Annotated in this window: 17 protein-coding genes and 2 pseudogenes; 13 read left to right on the forward strand and 6 right to left on the reverse strand. The window is 66.5% G+C overall.

Annotated elements, in window-relative coordinates; genetic code table 11:
• Positions 1-10 precede the first annotated feature (10 nt).
• The 5 genes from VR894_RS12450 to VR894_RS12470 form a co-directional block, all read right to left on the reverse strand.
• A complete protein-coding gene (locus VR894_RS12450) occupies positions 11-1,765 on the reverse strand; it encodes a PucR family transcriptional regulator (RefSeq protein WP_324651987.1) in 1,755 nt (584 codons plus the stop codon).
• A 94-nt stretch (positions 1,766-1,859) separates the two neighbouring features.
• Positions 1,860-2,654 carry an ATP-binding protein gene (locus VR894_RS12455; protein ID WP_324651988.1) on the reverse strand — a complete coding sequence of 265 codons (795 nt, stop codon included), beginning with the start codon at positions 2,652-2,654 and terminating at the stop codon, positions 1,860-1,862.
• The gene (locus tag VR894_RS12460; protein ID WP_324651989.1) at positions 2,651-3,019 is read right to left on the reverse strand and encodes a Mu transposase domain-containing protein; all 369 of its coding nucleotides are present in this window, start codon (positions 3,017-3,019) and stop codon (positions 2,651-2,653) included. The genes VR894_RS12455 and VR894_RS12460 overlap by 4 nt, the downstream gene beginning before the upstream one ends.
• Before the next feature lie 74 nt (positions 3,020-3,093).
• A complete protein-coding gene (locus VR894_RS12465) occupies positions 3,094-3,582 on the reverse strand; it encodes a hypothetical protein (protein WP_324651990.1) in 489 nt (162 codons plus the stop codon).
• Positions 3,579-3,860: a hypothetical protein gene (locus VR894_RS12470; protein WP_324651991.1), complete on the reverse strand. Its 282-nt coding sequence runs from the start codon at positions 3,858-3,860 to the stop codon at positions 3,579-3,581. Before VR894_RS12470 ends, VR894_RS12465 begins: the two co-directional genes overlap by 4 nt.
• Positions 3,861-4,694: 834 nt before the next feature.
• Here VR894_RS12470 and VR894_RS12475 point away from each other — a divergent pair.
• From VR894_RS12475 to VR894_RS19130, 3 genes are all read left to right on the forward strand, one after another.
• Complete coding sequence (locus VR894_RS12475; RefSeq protein WP_324651993.1) at positions 4,695-5,918, forward strand: FAD-dependent monooxygenase; 1,224 nt, start codon at positions 4,695-4,697, stop codon at positions 5,916-5,918.
• A gap of 86 nt (positions 5,919-6,004) precedes the next feature.
• A complete protein-coding gene (locus tag VR894_RS12480) occupies positions 6,005-6,445 on the forward strand; it encodes a hypothetical protein (protein WP_324651994.1) in 441 nt (146 codons plus the stop codon).
• Between the two features lie 7 nt (positions 6,446-6,452).
• The gene (locus tag VR894_RS19130) at positions 6,453-7,709 is read left to right on the forward strand and encodes an MFS transporter (protein ID WP_416380840.1); all 1,257 of its coding nucleotides are present in this window, start codon (positions 6,453-6,455) and stop codon (positions 7,707-7,709) included.
• On the opposite strand, the pseudogene VR894_RS12485 reads toward VR894_RS19130, so the two are convergent.
• Positions 7,675-9,456, reverse strand: a pseudogene (locus VR894_RS12485) (helix-turn-helix domain-containing protein); the annotation flags it as partial. The gene VR894_RS19130 and the pseudogene VR894_RS12485 sit on opposite strands and share 35 nt — an antisense overlap.
• Before the next feature lie 329 nt (positions 9,457-9,785).
• On the opposite strand from VR894_RS12485, the gene VR894_RS12490 reads away from it, so the two are divergent.
• The 10 genes and pseudogenes from VR894_RS12490 (at position 9,786) to VR894_RS12535 (ending at position 20,599) form a co-directional block, all read left to right on the forward strand.
• The gene (locus tag VR894_RS12490) at positions 9,786-10,766 is read left to right on the forward strand and encodes an ornithine cyclodeaminase family protein (protein ID WP_324651998.1); all 981 of its coding nucleotides are present in this window, start codon (positions 9,786-9,788) and stop codon (positions 10,764-10,766) included.
• A gap of 76 nt (positions 10,767-10,842) precedes the next feature.
• Complete coding sequence (locus VR894_RS12495; RefSeq protein WP_324651999.1) at positions 10,843-11,856, forward strand: dihydrodipicolinate synthase family protein; 1,014 nt, start codon at positions 10,843-10,845, stop codon at positions 11,854-11,856.
• Between the two features lie 154 nt (positions 11,857-12,010).
• Positions 12,011-13,036 carry an ABC transporter substrate-binding protein gene (locus VR894_RS12500; protein WP_324652001.1) on the forward strand — a complete coding sequence of 342 codons (1,026 nt, stop codon included), beginning with the start codon at positions 12,011-12,013 and terminating at the stop codon, positions 13,034-13,036.
• A 14-nt stretch (positions 13,037-13,050) separates the two neighbouring features.
• Positions 13,051-13,833, forward strand: a complete 783-nt coding sequence (locus tag VR894_RS12505) for an ABC transporter permease (RefSeq protein WP_324652003.1) — start codon at positions 13,051-13,053, stop codon at positions 13,831-13,833.
• On the forward strand, positions 13,830-14,597 hold the full coding sequence (locus VR894_RS12510) for an ABC transporter permease (protein ID WP_324652004.1): 768 nt from the start codon (positions 13,830-13,832) through the stop codon (positions 14,595-14,597). Before VR894_RS12505 ends, VR894_RS12510 begins: the two co-directional genes overlap by 4 nt.
• A gap of 11 nt (positions 14,598-14,608) precedes the next feature.
• Positions 14,609-15,397: an ABC transporter ATP-binding protein gene (locus tag VR894_RS12515; RefSeq protein WP_324652006.1), complete on the forward strand. Its 789-nt coding sequence runs from the start codon at positions 14,609-14,611 to the stop codon at positions 15,395-15,397.
• Positions 15,398-15,416: 19 nt separating this feature from the next.
• A pseudogene (locus VR894_RS12520) lies at positions 15,417-15,701 on the forward strand (FCD domain-containing protein); the annotation flags it as partial.
• Positions 15,698-17,158: an NAD-dependent succinate-semialdehyde dehydrogenase gene (locus VR894_RS12525; RefSeq protein WP_324652007.1), complete on the forward strand. Its 1,461-nt coding sequence runs from the start codon at positions 15,698-15,700 to the stop codon at positions 17,156-17,158. The pseudogene VR894_RS12520 and the gene VR894_RS12525, both read left to right, overlap by 4 nt.
• A gap of 84 nt (positions 17,159-17,242) precedes the next feature.
• Entirely contained in the window at positions 17,243-18,493 is a 1,251-nt protein-coding gene (locus tag VR894_RS12530; protein WP_324652009.1) for an MFS transporter, read from the forward strand.
• A gap of 1,896 nt (positions 18,494-20,389) precedes the next feature.
• Positions 20,390-20,599, forward strand: coding sequence for a hypothetical protein (locus VR894_RS12535; protein WP_324652011.1), 210 nt, complete (start codon positions 20,390-20,392; stop codon positions 20,597-20,599).
• Positions 20,600-20,994 lie beyond the last annotated feature (395 nt).

Raw genomic sequence — 20,994 nt, forward strand, 5'->3', positions numbered from 1 at the left:
CGCCACTCGCTCACTTGGCGCGGTCTCGGAGTAGGAGTAGACACAGGAGGTACTCGTTCGGGTCCTCCAGTGAGATCCCCGAGATCTCAGCGATCCGGCGCAGGCGGTAGCGCAGGCTCGTCTTGTGCAGGTGGAGACGGTCCGCAGCGGCCGACACGTTGCCACGGTGGGCGAGAAAGGTCGCCAGCGACTCCACGAGGTCAGAGTCACGCTTGCGGTCGTAGGCCTCGAGGAGCGCCAGTTTCTGGTACGGGGTGGCCCCCGCCGCGAGTGCGGCCTCTGCAGCCCGGTCAAGGGCCAGGGTGACCGCGCCCTGGCTGGCCGTCATGATGCGGCCTACCTGATACGCCTGACGGCCCAGGCTCGCGAGCAGCCGCTCCGCGTCGGATCGCACGCGCGGAAGCTCATTGACGTCTGGGATGGCTTCGCTGATGGCCACGTGGAGCTCCGTTCCGAGGTTCTTCACGCAGGTCTTCACGAGACCCTGCACCGCGGCCTGGATCACCTCGTCGGAGGTGCGATCAGAAACGGCGAGGAGGCAGTAGGCGGTCCCACCGATCACGATGGCTGCCGCGCCCCACCTGTACGCTTGGAAGTAGAGCGACATGATGTCCATGACGCGAGCTCTCTCGCGGCCGCCGAAGGGCTCGCCGTCCGCTCGTCGCGCTGCGACCAGGACGTACCCGGCGGCCGGGGCGAGTCCCAGTTCGAGAAGGAGCTCAGTCCTAACCGTCTCGCCCTCGAAGACGCTGCGAAGGTCCTGGTTGCGTTGGCGCGTCTGGGAGAGTCGGGCAAGGTGGTACTCGCGAAGGTGTGGGAGCAGGATCTGTGCCGCCCGTGCGAGAAGCTCGCTCACGTCGTGGGGGAGCGGGCTCTCACCCTCGGCGACCCAGAGTATGCCCATGAGTTCGCCCTCGGAGTGGACGGACGTCAGGAGCCGGCGGCGAGCGTCGAGGGGGCCGTTCGGGACGTCGATGACCACGGCGTCCTGGGAGAGCAGCGCATCAAGGTCCCCGGTGCTCTGGAGGTACCTCATCCACTCGTACGGCATGCGGCGTCCCAGGATCGCAGCGTCGCGGCCTCGGTCCACCTGTCCCTGGTAGCTGGAGTAGCTGATCACCTCCAGCTGCTGGTCCTCGATGATGACCGGCCCGCCGAGCAGGGCCGCCAGGCCGTCGGCGACCCGCTGCATGTCGCCCAGCGCGATACCGGGCAGCTCCGCCGCAACGTCCACCTCGGCTACGAACAGCACGGTCCGCAAGTGCTCCAGGATGGCCGTCCAGGACGCGCCGGGGACCCGGCGCCACACAGCCAATCCGTCCTGCCGCTCGGGCCCGCTGAACGGGTCACCGCTGCTCGCAGGCTCCAGGCCGTCCAGGACGACGCCGGCGGCCTTGCCTGCCCGTGCGGTTTCGAGCGCTGCGCGTTGCGCCGAGACACTGTGTGCCCCAGGCACGAGCAAGATGCTCCCCGGCGCCACTGCGGTGTCGCTCGCGAAGATGTCCACGGCCGTGACAGGTTCGTCGGTCGTGGGTATGACACTCACCGCAGAGACGGCCGACGGCTGGATGAGCTCCGCGACCTGCCCGACGCTGCGCCGCTGCCCAGCGCCTGCCTTAGGTAGTCCGGCCATGAGCCACTCTCGAGCCTCCTGCACGCATGGGTCACATTGAATCGTAATGGCGCGGGTGAACGTCCATCCAGCAAGGAGACCGGACCCGACTGCGTAGCGGCGAATTAACCACACGTACTCCCGGTCGACCACGCCGGTCGCCTAATACTTTGGGAACGCGGAAGTGACTGTCGGCGGCGCTCGAAGACTGCGCAGTTTCGGCGGTCGAAGAGTGAGCAGTTTCAGTCTAGGGATTCTTGTTCGGCTTTGATGCTGGGAAGGGTGTCGACACCGCGGTCGCGGAGTCGGTAGGAGGCGCCCTTGAGGGCGATGACGTCGGCGTGGTGGACGATGCGTCGATCATCGCCGCCGCCACGACCTGGTCGCCGAACACCCCGGCCCACGAGCTGAACGCCAGGTTGCTGGTGAGGATCAGGGAGGCGTGCTCGTAGCGTGAGGAGACGAGCTGGAAGAACAGGTTCGCTGCGTCCTGCTCGAAGGGCAGATAGCCGACCTCATCGACGATGATCAGTCCGTAGCGGCGTAGTCGGGTCAGCTCGGCGGCCAACCGGCCGCGGTCGTGGGCCTCGGTCAGGCGGGTGACCCAGTCGGTGGCGGTAGCGAACAAGACGCGGTGGCCCTGCCTGGCGGCCGCGACGCCCAGGGCGGTGGCCAGGTGGGTCTTACCGGTGCCCGGTGGCCCGAGCAGGACGACGTTTCGGTGCTCGGCCAGTAGGCGCCGGAGGCCAGAACTTGGATCGGGGTGCGCGCGGTAGGTTGGTGGTCGAAGTCGAAGTCCTCCAGGGTCTTGACCGCCGGGAAGCCAGCGGCGCGGATCCGCAGCCGGGCCCGAAGCGCTACGGGCGGCGACCTCCCGTTCCAGGACCGCAGCGAGGTAGTCCTCGTGGGTCCATCCGGCGTCGCGGGCGTGGTCGGCCAGCGTCGCGGCGGACTCAGTGATCCGTGGCGCCTTCAGCGCCGCAGCCAGGTGGTTGATTTGCTTCAGCGTCTCGGTCCCGGCTGGGGCGGGCCTGGGTGTCATGACTGGCCCGCCTCACCCAGGCCGAAGGCGCGGTCGTAGTCGGCCAGATCGCGCACCACCCCTTCCTCGCCCGAGCTCGGGACGGTCGGGTGCTGGTAGTCGTGGCGCAGCGCTGCGGCGGTGGCGACGTGGGCGGGGTCGGTGACAGTCATGCCTCGCGCCCACCGGCGTGGGTGCTCGGCCACCAGCTGCCCGCCGCTGCGCACCCGCACGACGTCCAGGTCGGCGGCCACGTCGACCCGGGCCCCGATCGCGCGGGGATCCACGGAGTAGTCGGAGGTGTCGACGCGCACGTAGTAGTCCCGACCCAGGCGCACGTGGTTGCGCCATCCCAGATGCAGCACCGCCGGCGGTAGGGGCAGCATCTTCTCTCGGTCCGCGGCGAGGAGATCGGTTGGACGAGCCTTGATCGTGCGCACGACCCGGGCATTGGCGGTGGTCAGCCAGTGGGTGAACTGGGCGTTGAAGTCCGCCGGGACTCAAAGTGCCGACCGGGCATGAAGGAGGTCTCGAAGAAGCGGTTGCGGCGCTCGATGAGGCCCTTGCACTCCGGATCCCGCGGTGGCGGCAGCACCACCTTCGTGGCCAGCGTCCCGGAGAAAGCCGCGACCGGCTCGGTCGCCTTGCCTCGTCCGATGCCCGGCTCGTTGTCCCAGATCAGCCGGCGCGGCACCCGACTCAGCTGGGACAGCAGCGCCCAGGAGGCGAGCAGCAGGTCGGGGGTCTTGCGGGTCGGGAGCATCCTCCCGAGCGTGAAGCGGGAGTAGCCACACGTCATGACCAGCACCGGCAGCAGCGCCCGCGAACCGTCCTCCAGCAGGATCTTGCGCGGCGGGAACCACAAGTCACACTGCGCCACGTCCCCGGCCGCCCACATCAGCCGGTCGGCCGGGTCGATCGGGCGGTGGTCGGCACGCAGCCGATTCACGTGTCCCGGAACCAGCGGATCGACCCCGTCCACCCCACCCGTTCGGCCAGCACGGTCGCGGGCATGTCCGGCGTCTCCGCCAGCAGCTGGCGCACGCGCGTCTCATACGGCGTGAACGACGTCGGGCTCGACCGGCGTTCGTACTTCGGCGGGCCGTTCGAGCCCACGGCCTTGATGACCGTATTCGTCAAGCCACCCAGCTTTCTGGCGATCGCCGCCTTCGGCACCCCCTCGGCGTCCAGCCTCCTGATCAGCGCCCAGTCCTCCATGGTGATCACGCTCCAATCGTCGGGAGAGTGCTCACTTTTCAAGCGCCGTTACTGCTCAGTTTCAAGCGCCGTCGACAAGTGACGAACGCCAAGCTGGACTCCCACTCACCCTTCGCCCTGCCCGCTGGTCGGTAAAGCCGACGTTGCGTCGGCGCATCAAGCTGGGCAACCGTCGACGCGCTGAATCAGCGCATCGCGCTGCGCTACACCCTCACCGCGATGAACGACGCCGAGACCAAGAGCTACTTCGCTCACCCCCTGGCCCTGGCTGGCTGCTCCGACACACTGTTCTCCGACGACGCCACCGCCATGATCCACCGAATCGGGGCAACCACGCGCGGTCAACAACCTCGCCGTCCAGGCCCTCGTCGACGCGTTCGCCGCCGGCAAAGCCATCGTCGACGAGTCCGCCGCCCGCGCCGCCGTCACCGAGGTCACCATCGAATGACCAGCCCGACATGCGTGACGACGGCCGCGACGCCGCGACCATCAAGGCCCCGCCGGAAACCGCCGACGGGGCCTTGCTTCACCTCGAACCGTCCTCACCGACCACGACGCCTACGTCCTTACCCCGGCGCGGCCGGCAACAGCAGTAGCCGCGGCAGGACTCCTTCGCTGCATGAACGGGGTGTTGGTGGGAGGTTACCGCTGACTCCACTCGCGCGGGAACTGTGGGACGTCGCGATCAGCGTTTGTTCCGGCGCTAGGGCGTGCCACAGGGTTGCCACGAAAGACTGTTGAGCACCCCATGGAACTCGCCCGATGCCCGCTTTCATACTGGCTCAAGTGCCGCACGTGGTTCTCGGTACAGACCAGATGAGCAGACAGCGCATAGGGGGTTCCATGGCCACACGATTTGACGGCGTACGTGCAATGGTGATAGGAGGCTCGGTCGGTGGGCTGACCACCGCGCTGCTCCTACGGGATCTGGGCTTCGATGTCACGATATTCGAGCGCACTCCCCAGCTCCTGACCGACCGAGGTGGGGGGATCGTGCTCCAGCCAGACACAGTGCGGTGGTTCACCGAGCGCAGCAGTCGGAAGCCAGAGGACGTCAGCACGGCCACTCGGCACCTGCGCTACCTCGGCCCCGGCAACGAGGTTGTGTACGAGGAGAAAGTCGAGTGGCGCTACAGTTCGTGGAGCACGCTCTACCGGGCGCTGTATGAGGACTTCAAGCCGAAGAAGTACGTCTTAGGCGAGTACGCCGCCGGCTTCAGCCAAGACGAGTCGGGCGTGGACGTTCGCTTCGTCAGCGGTCGCCAGGAGCGAGCGGAGCTGGTTGTCTTCGCTGACGGCATCTCGTCCGTCGGGCGTCAGCGGCTCAACCCCGCCGCGACGCAGTCTTACGCCGGCTACATCGGATGGCGCGGCACCGTCTTGGAGGGGCGGCTGTCGAGGAAGACGGCGGCTGCGCTGGATGCACTGACCTACTCGGTGGGTCCGTCGACACACATCTGCATGTATCCCATCCCAGGCTCGGACGGGTCGGTCGCCGGTAGCGAGCGGCTGATGAACTACGTCTGGTACCGCAACGTGCCCGAGGGGCCCGAACTCGACGAGATGATGCTAGATAAGCAGGGGATCCCACGCCCTATCTCCATTCATCCAGGTCAGGTCCAGGACCGCTACATAGAGGAGATGAAGGCCGCCGTCCCCGAGCTCCTTGCGCCTGCGGCCGCGGAACTCGTCCAGGCCACCGCCCAGCCCTACATCCAGGCGCTGTACGACATCCGCTCCGAGCGGGTCGTCTCCGGTCGGGTGGCTCTAGTGGGTGATGCCTCGTTCGCCAGTCGTCCGCACGCTGCTGCCGGGACGGCGAAGTCCGCGGCCGACGCGTGGGCCCTGGCCGAGGCACTCGAGGCTGGCGATGGCGACATCGCGGCCACGCTGGCGGACTGGGAGCCCGCCCGTCTGGCTCTGGGGAACTCGCTGGTCGACCGCGTCACAGAGATGGGCAGGCGGGCCCAGTTCGACAACACCTGGATCCCTGGCGAACGGGCCATGGAGTTCGGCCTGTACGGCCCGGGTGTCCTGACGAAGCCGGCCGAACAAGCCGTGGTCTGACCCAGCGGCGAGGCCCCGCCCAAAGGGTTCTGACTGACACGATGCGCGGAACCGCGCTGGACCGAACACGACAAGGTGGTGCACACGTGAGGACACCGGGATTTCCTCAGAACCTCCCGTTGGCGGGAGAGCTGGTGGGAGAGAACTTCGAGGGCTGGTCGGAGGATACCAAGGAGGAGTTCGAGCGGAAGGCCTACGACGGCCACGTCGGCTCGCGGCTCCTGAGCGAAAACGAGCGCGTGCGCGTCTGGGAGATCCGTCTTGCGCCCGGGGAACGGTGGCACGCCCATCGCCACGTGCTGGACTACTTCTGGACCGCCGTGACCGCCGGCAAGAGCCGGCAGCGCACCTTCGATGGCACTACCCGAGACGTCGAGTACGAGGCGGGGGAGACCCGCCACTTCCACTTCGGCCCGGGTGAGTACCTCCTCCACGACATCCAGAACATCGGGACCGAGGATCTGGTCTTCACCACCGTCGAACACCTGGACAGTGACAACTCCCCGCTGCCACTGGGCGACGGCTGACCACGTGGTGCAAGGTCACCACCTGACAGAGCAGCGGCGGGACGCGAAGTCCCCCCGTCTGATCGTCCCGGCCAGCCTCGTCGCGGGCGCGAGCGGGTGGGGCATGACGGCGGCCGGCGCTGGGGCGTCCACGCTCGCTGACCAGTACGGCACCGGCTTCGTTGCGGTCGGCTTGCTCACGACGGTTTTCGCTGCCGCCTACGCGGGTCTACAGATCCCCGCCGGGCAGCTCATCGACCGCTTCGGCGTGCGCCGCACGGCCCTTGCCGGAACGAGCCTGACAGCATCGGCCTACCTAGTCGCGCTGCTCGTCCCTGTGCTTGGGAATGCCTTCGTCATGCGAGCGGTCGCGGGCGTCAGCAGTGCCGTCGGCTTCGTGGCCGGAGCCGAGCTCGCACGGCGCGCCGGCACCGGGCTCGTGGGCCTGGGAATCTTCGGCGGGTTCGCGATCGGCTTCGGCGGTCTGGCCGTCGCCGTCGTCCCTACACTCGAGCCGGTGCTGGGGTGGACCTCTGCCTGGTCGACGTGTGCGGTCGTCGCTGTGGCGGCGGCAGTCGTCGTCTGGCTGATGGTGCCGGCGGGGGACGGCGGCCGGTCTGTGGCGGCGGGGAGTGGAGTCACCCGCCGCCCCTTACTGCGCGACGGTGAGCTCTACCGCCTGACCGCCATCCACGCCGTGACACTCGGCCTGGGTGTGGTGCTGAGCAACTGGGCCGCGGTGGTCTTGACCGACCGGTGGGGGGTGGGCCGGACGTCGGCCGTGTCCATCGCCTCCCTCATTCTCGTCCTGACCATCGTCAGCCGGCCGCTCGGCGGTGCGATAGTCGGGCGGTACCCCGGCAGTGTCCGGCCAATGACCGTGTCCTGTCTGCTCGTCTGTGCCGGGTCGACGGTGGCACTCGCCTTCCCCTCGTCGGCGGGAGTCGCCGCAGCTGCGGCGCTTGGGCTGGGGGTGGCGGGTGGTCTGCCGTTCTCCGCCGTCCTGGCCAGCGCCCAGCGCTGGCGCCCGGACCGGCCGGCGGCCGCTGTGGGAATGCTTAACGCCGGTGCCAACCTCCTCGTCGTCCTCGGCACACCGGTGGTGGCCGGGGCCATCGAGAGTGGGAGGACGACCCTTGCTCTCATCGTCTTCGCCGTGCTCTGGCTGACGCCGATCGCGATGCTGCCGAGGACGTTTCGGCCGGACCCGGCTCCCCGCCGACCTGCACGACCTCGCCGGCCATCAACGCCAAGCCGACGTGGACGACCGAGTCGACCTTGGTGAATGACATCCCGAGGAGTTCCTCGGCCCGGCGGATCCGCAGTCCTACCGTGTTCGGGTGCACGTGCAGTGCGGCCGCCGCCGCGGCCGTGTTGAGGTCGTGGCGAAAGTAGGCAGCCACCGTTGCGGCGAGCGAAGCGTTGCGGTGCTCGTCGTGGTCGCGCAGGGGGCCGAGTACGCGGTCGATGAATGTCATCAGCTCGTCGGTGCTCTCGACTTGCAGGAGCAGGCTCAGCGGCCCCAGGTCCCCAAGCTGCAGTGTGGTGTCGGTGACCCCGCGCCGGTGTGCCAGCTCGGCAACGCCGCGCCCCATCCGGTAGGCGCCAGCGTACCGGTCCAGTGAGTGGCACGGGGCCGTGACCGTGACGGAGATGGTCGCGTCCGGCCGCATTCGCCGGAAGGTTGCGCGGATGGCGTCCGCGACGGTGGTGGCGCCGGCGCCGGAGTCGGTGACAGGCCACAGGGCGACCACGAGAGCGCCGGAGGTGGCGACCAGCGGCCGCGGGGTGACCGGCGACGCGACCGCGCGCGTCGAGCTGATCATCGCCGCGCCGAGGTCGTCGGTGTCGGTGTCCGCACGGACGACGACGACGACGTGGGGAAGGTCGAGGTCGTGCCCCATGCGCTCCGCCCGCGGACGCAGCGCCACAGCGTCAGCGGGGTGCCCGTTAATGAGGTCCCGGACCAGGTCCGCCGCAGTGCGCCACTCGACCTCCATGGCGGTGCGAAGTCGCACGAGCTCCAGGGCCAGGACAGTGGTGGCGTGCTCGATCGCGCGGCGGTCCAGCGCGCCGAGGTCGTCAACGCCCCCTGCGACCCAGATGCGGGCGGCCAGCTCGCTCCCGAGCCAGATCGGTGCGTGGACCCGCCGTGCGTCCGCTGACTCACCGTCAGGCAGTGCGAGTTCCCAAAGCCCATTGGTGCCGGGATCGGCGGTGGACGACGTCAGAAAGTCTCGGTGGAGGTCGGCGATTTCCAACGCCACGCCGTCGAGCGCGACGGACGCGAGCTGCCGGCCGGAGGCGTCCTCGACGACGAGGGCCCGGCCGAGAAGCGCGCTCAAGGCCTCGGCGACACCAGCCACCCCGCCCTCCCGCAACGCCACCCCGGTGAGCCGCCTGTGGATCTCTTCGCCCTGCTCGAGCAGGCGGTGCTGCTCCTCGAGTGACCTGTTGAGCTCCTGCAGCTCTTCGATGCTCCGAGCCTGTGCTGAGCGGAGCCGCGCGGTGGCGATGGCGATGGCCACCTGGTTGGCCAGGGTGGTGGCGAGGTCGATCTCGTCGCGGGTGAACTCGTGGGACTCCGAGGTGTAGCCGTTCAAGGTGCCCAGGGCGGAGCCGGAGACGAGCAGGGGGACAGCGATCATCGAGGTGAACCCCTGCGCTCGGGCGCCCTCGCCCCACGGCGCAAAGGCCGGGTCGGTCCGGGTATCGGTAACCTGCACCGACTGCTTGGTGAGGAACGCGCGCGTGGAGGGAGCCTGCACCTCTCCCTCGCGCAGGACGAGGGGGTGCAACGCGTTGACCTCTGTGATGTAGGCGGGCGTGAAACCGTGCGATCCTTCGACGACGAGCACCTCGCCGCGGGCATCGGCCAGGAAGACGCCACAGAAGTCGAAGCGGAGTAGTTCGCAGGCCATCTCGGCCACCAGGTTGAGCAGGGTCGGGACCGACACGGGCTCGTTGACGGCGGAGGAGATCTCTGCGACCCCGTGCAACAGCTTCTGCAGGTTGGTGATGGCCGAGGGCATACCTCAGTCTGCCACGCACCTGGTCCCGCACTGGGTGCTCACTGTGTGGCACCACCAGGGTTGCGACGTCACCGTTGGCTGTACCCACATCGGCCACCAGAGCCAGCAGCGAAGTGCCGTGACTGTGGTACGACACAGCGCACCAGCATCTGTCAGTGCGGGGACCCATTGCGGGAGACGCCAGCCGTGTTGGAAGGTTGGGGCTCGGCGTCAATGAGGCCCCCTGCTGGAAGGTACCGAATGTCCCGCATGAGCGTGCGCGGTCGCCGCACCGCGCTCCTTGTCTCCCTCGGCGCCCTCACGTGGATGACGAACGAGAGGCGGAGTGCATGACCCTTTTACTGAGCGACACCGATGTGCGCCAGGTGCTGAGCTGGACGGAGGCAGTTGAAACGCTGCGGGAGGCGTACCGCGCGGAGTCGCGCACCGAGAACTTTCCGGAGCGCACGATGGCGCGGGGAGACCAAGTGTGGCTGCGCAACCTGAGCGGTGTCATGCCGGACGGCTCCCTCATGGGTGGCAAGTACATCAGCCTCTCGATCCGGGGTGGGGCGGCCAGCTACCTGATTTCCCTCTTCGATCAGGAGACCTCGAGACCTCTCGCGATCATGGATGGCAATTCCATCACTGGTTTCCGCACCGCGGCGACGACGGCCCTGGCGCTCGACTACCTGAGCCCGCAGCGAGACCACCTCACCGTTGGCGTGATTGGCTCCGGCTTCGAGGCCCAGAGCCACTTGCGGGCGTTCGCAGCCGTCCGGGACGTGGCGTCGGCCAAGGTGTTCAGCCCGAACCCCGCCAGCCGACAACGGTTCATCGAGGGGATGGGTGACCTGGCAATGGACCTCGAGGACTGCGAGAGCCCTCAGGAGGCGGCACGGGACGTCGACGTCGTGCTCTGCGCCGCCCGCGCCCGCGGTGAGGCACCCACTTTCCACGGCGACTGGATTCAGCCTGGTATGACGATCGCCTCCATCGGGTCGACGCTTCCGGAGCAGCGCGAACTCGACGTGACGGCGATCGACCGGGTCGACCGCATTGTCGTCGACATGCTGGACGAGGTCATTGACGATACCGGCGACATGATTGAAGCGCGCCGCGCCGCCATCGACGTCCGGGCAAAGACGTCCGAGCTGACGGCCTTGGTGGCGAACGAGGCCTTGGCGCGTCAGGACGACACCGAGGTCCTGCTCTTCAAGTCGGTGGGTTCCGCCATCCAGGACCTCGCAGTCGCCGCTCTCGCGCGAACGCTGGCGCAGGCGCGCGGAATCGGGACGACCACCGACGTCTTCCAGTCCGTGCGGAAGTAACTGAACCCACAAATCGCGCACATCGCCCAAGTTCCTACCAAAGTTCCGCATCACGAAGATTGAGGGAGTAACAACAATGACGCTGTCCCCATACGAGAACCACCGGGAGTGGGCTCGCACGACTCTGGTCGGTGCCATCAACTGCACGATCCCGTCGTTCACCCAGGACCTGACCGGGCTGAACGAGGCCGGCATACGCCACGACGTGCGCCTGGCGATCGAACACGGATTCATCGGGACGCTAGGCGTCTCCGAGGTGTCGATCACCCTGCCGGAGTACATCGAGTTCCTCCGGATCATGAAGGACGAGGCCGGTCAAGACCTGGTCATCGTTCACCACGCCAGCTGGAGCACGCTCGAGCAGAACATCGAGGCTGCCAAGGCAGCGGAAGACGCCGGCGCGGAGATGATGCTGATCTCCTACCCGCCCAACTTCTATCCGGAGACCGCCGACGAGATCTTCGAGTACACGAAGGCGGTGTGCGACGCGACCCGTATGGGCGTCATCCTGTTCCCGATGACGCTGTGGGGCTTCAGCCCACGCGTCCACCCATCCGACATTCCCGTGGAAGTCATCGCACGCCTTATCGAGGAGTGCCCCAACGTCTCCGTCATTAAAGCCGAGGGCGGGTTCCCAAGCATCCAGGGAATCATCGAGTGCCAGCGGCTGTTCGGCGACAAGGTGGTCATCTCCGCGCCGATCGAGAACGACTTTATCCCGCTGGCACAGGTCATGCCGCTGCAGCTGTCCGCCACCAGCGATCACGAGTACTACGGTCCTACGATTCCGCACGTGCTCTCCCTGCTGCGGGAAGAGAAGTACGACGAGGCCACCGAGATCTACTGGCGACTCCACCCTGCCCGCCGCATCAAGGCAAACCTTGGGGCCACGATGCACGGCGGCAACTTCCTGAATCGCCAGGCGTGGAAATTCCAGGGCTGGCTCCAGGGCTACAACGGTGGCCCGCTGCGTCTGCCGACCATGCGCATCCACGACGCGCAGATGAAGGCGCTGCGAGACGGCCTCGTCATGGCCGGGATGGAGCCGAGCATGGAGCCCTTTGGCAACTTCTTCAAGGGACGCAACTAGCCCTGTGACTTCAAGACACTAGTCGGGACGAACCAATCCAGAGAAGGAGCCGGTCCTCCCGACGGATCCCGTGAGAGACAGGCCGGCAGGCCAAAGAAGGATCCCGTCCAGAACAACCACAGAACACCGACGTTTGTGATGCAGGGAGACTGACATGAGAAGAAGGTCTACAGCCGCGGCCGCCGCGGCGGCATTCCTCGGCACGACGCTCGCGCTCGCCGCATGTGGTGGCAGCAATGGGGGCGACAATGGAGGCGGCGCGACGCCGGACGCGGGGACCACGCAGGGCGCCGAGGGCGAGGGCTCCCTCACCGACGTACAAGTCGGCGCGACGACAACGGTCCAGGCCGCGACCGCCCACCTCGGAGTGTCGGAGGGCTTCTTCGAGGATGAGGGCCTTGACGTCGAGGTGTCGGTCATCCAGGCAGCAGCGAGTGCCATCCCGTCGCTCCTCAACGGCGAGCTGCACTACACGCTGTTGACCTCCGTGCCACTTGTGACCGCCATCTCGAACGGCATGCCAATCGCCATGGCCCTCGGCAATGACCTCTACGAAACCGAGGAGGGCCTGGACGACCTGGGCATCGTCGTCCGACAGGACTCCGGTATTGCCAGTGCCGCCGATCTGAACGGCAAGTCGATCGCCATCGTCGCACTCCGATCCGCACCTGAACTGGCGACGCGTGTGGCCCTGGACGAGGCCGGAGGCGATTCCAGCACGGTGACTTTCGTCGAAATCCCGTACCCGGAGATGGCGGGAGCCATCGCCCAGGGCCGCGTCGACGCCGGACTGCTCGCGCCACCGTTCTTCGGCCCCGCCGTGAACGAGAGCGACGAGCTCGCCTCGATCATGCATCCCTTCCCCGTGGCTTTCCCCGGCGGCGTGGGCGGAACGTGGGCGGCCAGCCGCGATTTCCTCGAGAACAATGCCGACACGGCAGAGGCGTTCGCGCGAGCCATGGGTAAGGCGGCAGAATTCGCAAACCAGAACCCGGACGCCACGCGAGAGGCGATTGCCAGTTACTCACCAATCGATCCGGAGGCCCTCGCAACGGTGCCGCTTACGTCATATTCGATCGAACTGCCCGAGGATGACGTCACCCGAATGATCGACGCCATGGTGACCTACGGGTTCATCGAGGAGCCGGTCGACGTGGCAGACGTAATCTGGCCACGCTAAGGAGACAGCACGATATGAGAGCGACGAGCGTTCGGTTGGTGCCCATAGCAGACAAGGTGCTGGCGCTCCTCATCGCGGGCGTCCTGTGGCAGTTCCTGTCCCTAGTGAGTTATCGGCGCTCTGTCGCATCTCCCCTTGAGACGCTGAACAGCCTTGTATCGATCATTGCGGACGGGGACCTGTGGGAACCCTTGCGGCACACCCTTCAGGCATGGGGAACAGGGTTGGGAATCGCGATTCTCGTGGCCGTCCCGCTCGGGTTTCTGCTGGGACGCCTGGACTTCGCCTACAAGGCCTCCGTGGTAGTGATCGACTTCCTGCGGTCGATCCCCGCGGTGGCGTTGATTCCCCTGGCCGTGCTGTTGTTCGGCACGGGGCTGTTCAGTGTGGTCCTGCTCGTGGCCTTTGCGGCATTCTGGCCGCTCCTGCTGCAGACCATTTATGGGGCACGAGACGTCGATCGAGTGGCGCAGGAGTCGTTCCGCGCATACTCGATCGGCGGCCTGCGTAAGGTCGGCTACCTAATCCTGCCCTCGGCGTCGCCGTACGTGGCCACCGGGGTGAGGATCGCCGCGTACGTGAGCCTGCTGATCGCCATCGGCGTGCAGCTGATCATGCCGTCCGACGGGCTAGGCGCGGAGATCCTCGTGTCCCAACTGAGTGGCGCGCTGCCCCGGATGTACGCGTTCATCCTGATCAGCGGCATTCTAGGGGTAGTGATCAACGGAGTGTTCGCTGCCATCGAGGCTCGGCTGCTCCGGTGGCACGTCTCCCACCGGCCGGAGGTGCACGCATGACCCGAACCCGAATTCTCCAGGTAGGCCTTGCGATCGTCCTACCGATTGCATTGGTGGCCTCGTGGCTGGTCCTCTCCCGTGACAGCACGAACGTCTACTTCCCGCCTCTGTCCGAGATCCTCACGAAGTTCCGCGAGCTGTGGATCTTCGATCTCGTGCCGCTCCACGTGGTACCGAGCCTGACGTCGATTGCGGCGGGGATGGGGATCTCCATCGTGCTCGGCATTGGTCTGGGGCTGCTGTTCGGACTCTCGCGGCGGCTGAGTGCGGCGGTACAACCGATTCTCTTCTTCTTCCGCGCACTACCGACGGTGGCGCTGCTGCCGATGTTCATCGTGTTGTTGGGGATCGGGCTCGAGATGCGGATCGCCGTCATCATCGCCGGCGCCCTGTGGCCGATCCTGATGAACACGATCGACGGCGTCCGGAATGTCGATGCGACCGTGCTCGACACCGGACGCATGTACCAGATCCGTGGACGGCACCGGCTGTTCAGCGTGGTGCTTCCCTCGGCCGCTCCTCAGATTTTCGCCGGAATTCGGACGAGCCTGTCGGTGTCCGTCATCGTGATGGTGGCCAGCGAGTTGGTCGGTTCCACACGGGGCATCGGGTACTTCATCCTGTCCGCCCAGCGGCAGTTCATGATCCCAGATCTATGGGCGGGCCTGATTCTGCTGGGACTGATCGGCTACCTCCTCAACGTCCTATTCGTCGTCGTCGAGCGACGAATGCTGGCCTGGCACACGGGCAGCCGGGCTTCTTGAAAGGTGTATCCATGACCGAAAGTGACCGCCGCGTCCTCCACGTGGAGGGCCTGGCCAAGAGTTACGGTTCCAGGCTGATCATCGCGGACGTCAGCTTCTATGCGGACCCACGTGAAGTTGTCTGCATTGTTGGCCCGTCAGGGGCGGGGAAAACCACGCTGTTGCGGTGTATCGCCCAGTTGACGCAGCCCTCGGAGGGCACCGTGATGTTGCATGGGCGGGTGATCACGAGCCCGCCGCGAGAGATGGCGGTGGTGTTCCAGGACTACAGTCGCTCGCTGATGCCGTGGCTCAAGGTGAGCCAAAATGTCGGGCTCCCGCTCAAGAGCATGGGGCTCAGCCGCGAGGAGCGCGAGAAGCGGGTCGCGGACGCGGTAAGCGCCGTGGGACTGGGAGACTTCCTGAACCACTTCCCCTGGCAGTTGTCCGGTGGAATGCAGCAGAGGGTCGCGATTGCGCGGGCGCTAGCCTACGGGCCGGAGGTACTGATCATGGACGAACCGTTCGCCTCCGTCGACGCACAGACTCGTGCCGAGCTCGAGGACCTGGTGCTGGAACTGCGGTCCAACCTCGGTGTGACGGTGGTGTTGGTGACCCATGACATCGACGAGGCGGTCTACATGGCGGATCGCGTGGTGGTGCTCTCGGGATCGCCGGCGCAGGTAACGGAGTCGGTGGACATTCCGTTAGGGCGTAAGCGGGATCAGATCCTGACCAAGGAATCGCCAGACTTCATCTCGAATCGCAGCCACGTAGCGCGGCTGATCATGAACGCGAAGGTAAGTACTCGAGTTTCTTAGGGCGCCTCTCAATCAGCGGTTCCATTCGGGACTCGTGCCGGCGTACGATGGCTGGCTCTCCCGAATTGTTGAACTTCTCCGGGTTGCGTCAGCGCCGTATGTGGCTCTTTCTCTTCATGCATCTCCCGAACTCTTGAAAAGCTCCAATGAGGAGCACCGGCAGATGATCCGAGCGTTCGCGGACCAAGACCCGAAGGCCGTGACGGCACTCGTCGAAGACCATCTCAAGGAAACCCGCCGCACTTTGATTCAGTATTTCAACGGCAAGCTCGATCCGCTATCCAGCGACGAAAGGCACACATGAGCGACATTGTCGACGGACTCACCATCCCCACCTCCCTATACATCGGAGGCACATGGAGATCCTCCTCCGACTCCAGCACCTTCCCCGTGGTGGACCCCGCGACGGGCGAGACGATCACCGAGGTCGCGAACGGCACGGCCGAAGATGCCCTCGCCTGCGTCGACGCAGCCGAGCTGGCGGCCCCGGTATGGGCCGCCACGTCGCCCCGGGAGCGGTCGACCATCCTGCTGCGCGCCTTTAGCCTCATGATTGAGAAGAAGCAGCAGCTCGCGGAACTGATCGTCCGTGAGAACGGCAAAGCCATGGCCGACGCGCTGGGCGAGGTCCAGTACTCCGCCGAGTTCTTCCGCTGGTACGCCGAGGAGGCCGTCCGCATCCCGGGAGAGATCACGGACTCCCCCTCTGGACAGAACAAGATCCTCGTCCTCCGGCAGCCGATGGGCATCGCCCTGCTGATCACCCCCTGGAACTTCCCGGCCGCCATGGCCACCCGCAAGATCGGGCCCGCCCTGGCAGCCGGCTGCACGGCCATCCTCAAGCCCGCCTCCGAGACACCCCTCACGGCTCTGGCCATCGGCCAAATCCTCGAAGACGCCGGCGTTCCCCCCGGAGTCGTAAACATCCTGCCCTCAAGGGCATCCGGCACAGTGGCCAATGCCATCCTCCACGACCCCCGCGTCCGCAAGCTCTCCTTCACCGGCTCCACCGAGGTAGGCCGGACTCTGCTCGCCGTGGCTGCCGACCAGGTCATCTCCTGCTCCATGGAGCTCGGCGGCAATGCTCCCCTCGTGGTCTGCGCCGACGCCGACCTGGAGGTGGCAGTCGAGGGTGCCATGGTTGCCAAGATGCGTAACGGTGGGCAGGCCTGCACCGCAGCAAACCGGATCTATGTCCATCGGTCGATTGCCGATGAGTTCTCCCGCCGGCTCGCAGAGCGTATGGCGGGACTAAATGTCGGATCCGGGCTCGACACCGCCGTAGACGTTGGACCGCTCGTCAATCTCGAATCCGTTGCCAAGGTGGAGCAGCTGGTGGACGATGCTGTCCAGCGTGGCGCCACCACAGTCACCGGCGGCGCTCGTCCCGATTCCCCGGGCTACTTCTACCAGCCGACTGTTCTGACCGACGTCGATCCGCAGTCCCAGATCCTCGAGGAGGAGATCTTCGGGCCGATTGCCCCCGTCGTCGCCTTCGACACCGACGACGAGGCCATCGAGATGGCCAACGGCACGATCTACGGGCTGGTCGCGTACGTCTTCACCCAGGACCTGGCCCGAGGCCTGCGGATCTCGGAGCGACTCGAGGCCGGCATGATCGGCCTCAACCGTGGCTTGATTTCGGATGCCGCCGCCCCGTTCGGAGGGGTCAAACAATCAGGACTCGGCCGGGAGGGCAGCCACGAAGGTCTGCTCGAGTACACCGAGCCCAAGTACATCGCCCTGGACTGGTCCGAGTAGCACTTCATCGTTTCGGCGCGCCTTGGATCGATAACAAGAGCTGGGGACTGCTCGGTACATTTCCCCCCGACTCCTGGGAGCACAATGAGCCGTGCCTCTGCACGCGCACGGCCGTTTGCCGCGCCGTTCTCGCTGCTCCTAGCGTCGTTCGTTTCAGCGTTCGACCGCCTCGCTCTCACGCCGATCCTCATCGATATCTCGGAGGACCTCGGTGAGCCGCTCCCAGCGGTGTTGGGAGTCGCCACGCTCTATCTGTTCGCGTATGCCCTCATGCAGTGGGGATGGGGGGTCCTGTTTGGCCGTCTCGGTCGTGCCCGGACGCTGCGGTTGTCTCTCCTTATCGCGGCGGCGTGCGGCATCGTCACCGCCGCCTCGACGAACCTCGCCCTCCTAGCGATCTCACGAACACTCAGTGGAGCCGCCCTCGCCGCGGTCATTCCCGCAGCGCTCGTCTACATCGGCGACACCGTACCGGCACGGAACCGCCAGGGGCCGCTCGCCGATATCATGATTGCCACCGCGGTGGGGATGGCCGCCGGAACATTGGTGCCAGGCCTCTTGGCGGAGTACGCGACCTGGCGGCTCTCCTTCGTTCTCGTCTTCGCGGTCGCCATCCTCTCCATCGTGGCCATCCGATCAATCGTGGACCCACCGCTCAGTGACGACGCCGTGGTTGGCTCCTGGCGGGCACTGCGGTACATCTTCGCCATCCCGCAGGCACGCCTGGTCCTTCTCTTCGTCTTCGTCGAAGGAGTCGTGGTAATCGGCGTGCTCAGTGTCCTGCCGACGGTGCTCCAACTGAACGGCGTCACCGCTGCGGTCGCCGGGCTCACCACCGCCGCCTACGGCGTGGCCGTACTCTTGTTTGCTCCCATTCTTAAGCGGGCCGCCAATGTCCTCCAGCTGCCCACCATGCTCGGGCTTGGAGGAGTGTTCGGAGTGCTTGCCTACGTCGCGATGTCGATTGATCAGTCGACGTCCGGGGTGCTGATAGGCGCGGTATTCCTCGCCGGGACGTGGGCTTTCATGCACACCTCGATGCAGAACTGGGCCACCCGCGTAGCCCCAGGTGCACGCCCGCTGATGATCAGCGTCTTCGCGGGGCTCCTCTTTCTCGGATCGTCGATCGGCACCGCGATCGGGATGATGTTTGCCGGTACCGGCGACTTCTCGATATACTTTGTCGGTGGTCTTTTGACGATGACTGGCGTGGGCGTGGGCGCCTACGCCGCTATCCGCTCCTACTTCGCAGGGGGGGCGCCACTAAACGTAAGATGGAGGCCCCCTCCGAGAGCCTCGACCGCTCGGCCGTGTTGCGCTTCCCGCACGACGTGATCAGGGATAGCAGGGGCCTCGACCTCTATTTGCCGAGGCCGGGTTCTTACCCGCGCCCCGGGGGCGGTCGGCCGCTCGAACGTTGGCCGTGGTGGTTGCCGGGGTCGGTGTTGGGGGTGGCCGGGAAGGAGGCGCCGTGCAGTCCGGAGGTCTGCTAGCGTCCAAACGAGGTGTCTGCGTGTTCGGCCGCGGCCGCGGAGGTCGCCAGCGAGCTCATTCATGGCAGGTGGCGGCAGTCGCAGGCTGTGCCCCATCTCGATGAGCTCGTTAGTCAAGCGTGACTGCTGGACCGGTCGGCATGGGTGAGCACTTGCTCGGTGCCGAGGCTGTCCCCGTTGACGTAGAGGCTGGGGGTCGCCAGCGATCCCGAGCCCGAGCCCGAGCCGGTAGGCCTCGGACGCAGCGCGGTAGAGGTCATTGCTGAGGCCCAACTAAGGCCATGGAGGCTTACAGTGGCGCATGCTCGATCGGCAGATCCGGACCGCCGGCGACTGCATCCAGCGTGACCGCAAGGAGGCGCTTGGTCCGATCTGGGCGCGCGGCCCGTGCGGCGCCACGATCTTGTCATCGATCCGCGCAACGAGGTGCTGACCCCAACGCTAACCCGACGGGCGGTGGTTCGGCTGCGTCCGGGGGTGTCGGCCCAAGTCGACTCCGTCAGGAGCCCGCTACTATCGGCCTGGGAACGTAGGCGAACGCACTTCCGAAAACTGACAAGGGAAAGGTTAATGGTTCGAACCCGGTGGCGCACCGAGCGAGCCTGCGACTTGTCCGCCGGAGCGAACGGGTGGTTCCACGCGAGATTCCACGCAAGCGCCGATTTCGCGAGTGTTCCACGGGCCTCTGGCACACCGTTGACGACGAGTGCGAACTGGCGGCAGCCGCCCGGGCGGAGCTCCGAAGGATCTCACAATTCTTGATATGCTGCCGGTTCAGCAGGTCAGCCAGGCATGAATCGGCTGACAGACCAGAGGATTCCGCGGAGCGCCAAGTAGTGCGCACCCCTCCGAGAAGGTCGGAGGTTCGAAACCGGCGGGAGCCAGGTGAGGAGCGCTGTCGAGCACCCTGCCGCGCCGCACCGTCTTCCGAAGGGCTCGGTAAACCCGCGGGTCGGCTGACAGCGCGGTTTGAGCGGTTGGTGACGGGGGAGCGGTGTGCGGAGGTCTACCGGCCCCGAGGTCGGCCGGGCGAAGCCTGCTCGGTGGAAGGCATGACCTACCGCTTACCCATCGCAATCAACCGTGAGCGACCCCCGAGATCCAACTACGCTCGGAGTGAGTGAACCGTCCGGTTCCCTGTGATCATGAGGGAATCCGCGGGTTTCCGAGACACGTGGTCGCGACCCGGACCCGTCCGAATCCGCCAGGGGGTCGCAGGATCAAATTCTGACCCGTCCGAACCTCCGCGGTAGACTGGGAACAGTTCTAACGCACACTGTGCGTGGGAACACCAGTCCGGCGACTTCGCGCTTGGTAACGATCCGAGACGTAGGCCCACCAGGGGCCCACGGAGGTTCCAGAGGCAGCAAAGATGCAGGTGAGCGAGCTACAGGTATCAGGTTCGATCCCAGTATCGCCCACCAGATCGATGGGGCCCCTGACCAGCGAAAGCGCAGGTCGGGGGCCCTTCGCGTGTCCGCCCCAGATGACACGCGAGGGCCCGAATGCCCCCTGTGGGCCTCCTGGAGGCCCACCAGAGGCCCACGGACTGGTGATCGGCAGACACCGAGCCCGGGGGAGGCGAGCAGCCGATGGCAACAGGAAGCAGGCGAGGGTTCGGCAACACCGAACGTCGCAGGAACGCGCGGACCGGCAAGACGACCGGATGGCGTGCGCGGTACTTCGGGCCGGGCGACGGCCGGTACCACCGGACCAGTGGCTCCCGCCCGACCAGCGGGTGGCGCGCTTCACGGTGACCCTCAACGAGTGCATCGCGGCCAACCTGAGCGTTCGCGATCTCGCCCCTCGCACCCGCGAGGAGTATGAGAGCTACGTGGAGCGGTTCCTCGCCCACGACGAGCTCGGCAGGAAGTCGCTGAGGGCGATCTCCGCGCGCGACGTCACCTCCTGGTACACGAGGCTGCAGGCCAGACCGGCTAGGCGATGACCGCGCGTGTGTACGGCTTTCTGTCCTCGGTCTTCAACGCCGCACCATGACCCACAAGCAGGGACGAAAGCGGACCTTCGGCGAGCTCGAGCGGCGCAAGAGCCAGCAGGCTGGCGCGGTCACCAGCTGTTGCGCCCGCCACACCGGGCCCGAGTTAGAGCGCCACTCGCGCAGCTTCGCCGACAAGATTGCTGCCGACGCCTGGCTCAACGCCGAGCGGCTCCCGATCGACCGCGACCTATGGACCCCCCGCGTGAGCGGGAGCGCCGCGCCTGGCTGGATGCCCAGCGCGGGATCGCGTTCGCCGAGTGGGCGGCGCGGCGATGACCCCGTGAGCCGGCCGCGCCTGACCGTCGCGATGCGGCCCGCCTGCATCGGCCCGCGTCGATCCCGGA

The organism is Georgenia sp. H159, assembly GCF_035607575.1.
In the GTDB taxonomy this organism is placed as follows: Bacteria; Actinomycetota; Actinomycetes; order Actinomycetales; family Actinomycetaceae; genus Oceanitalea.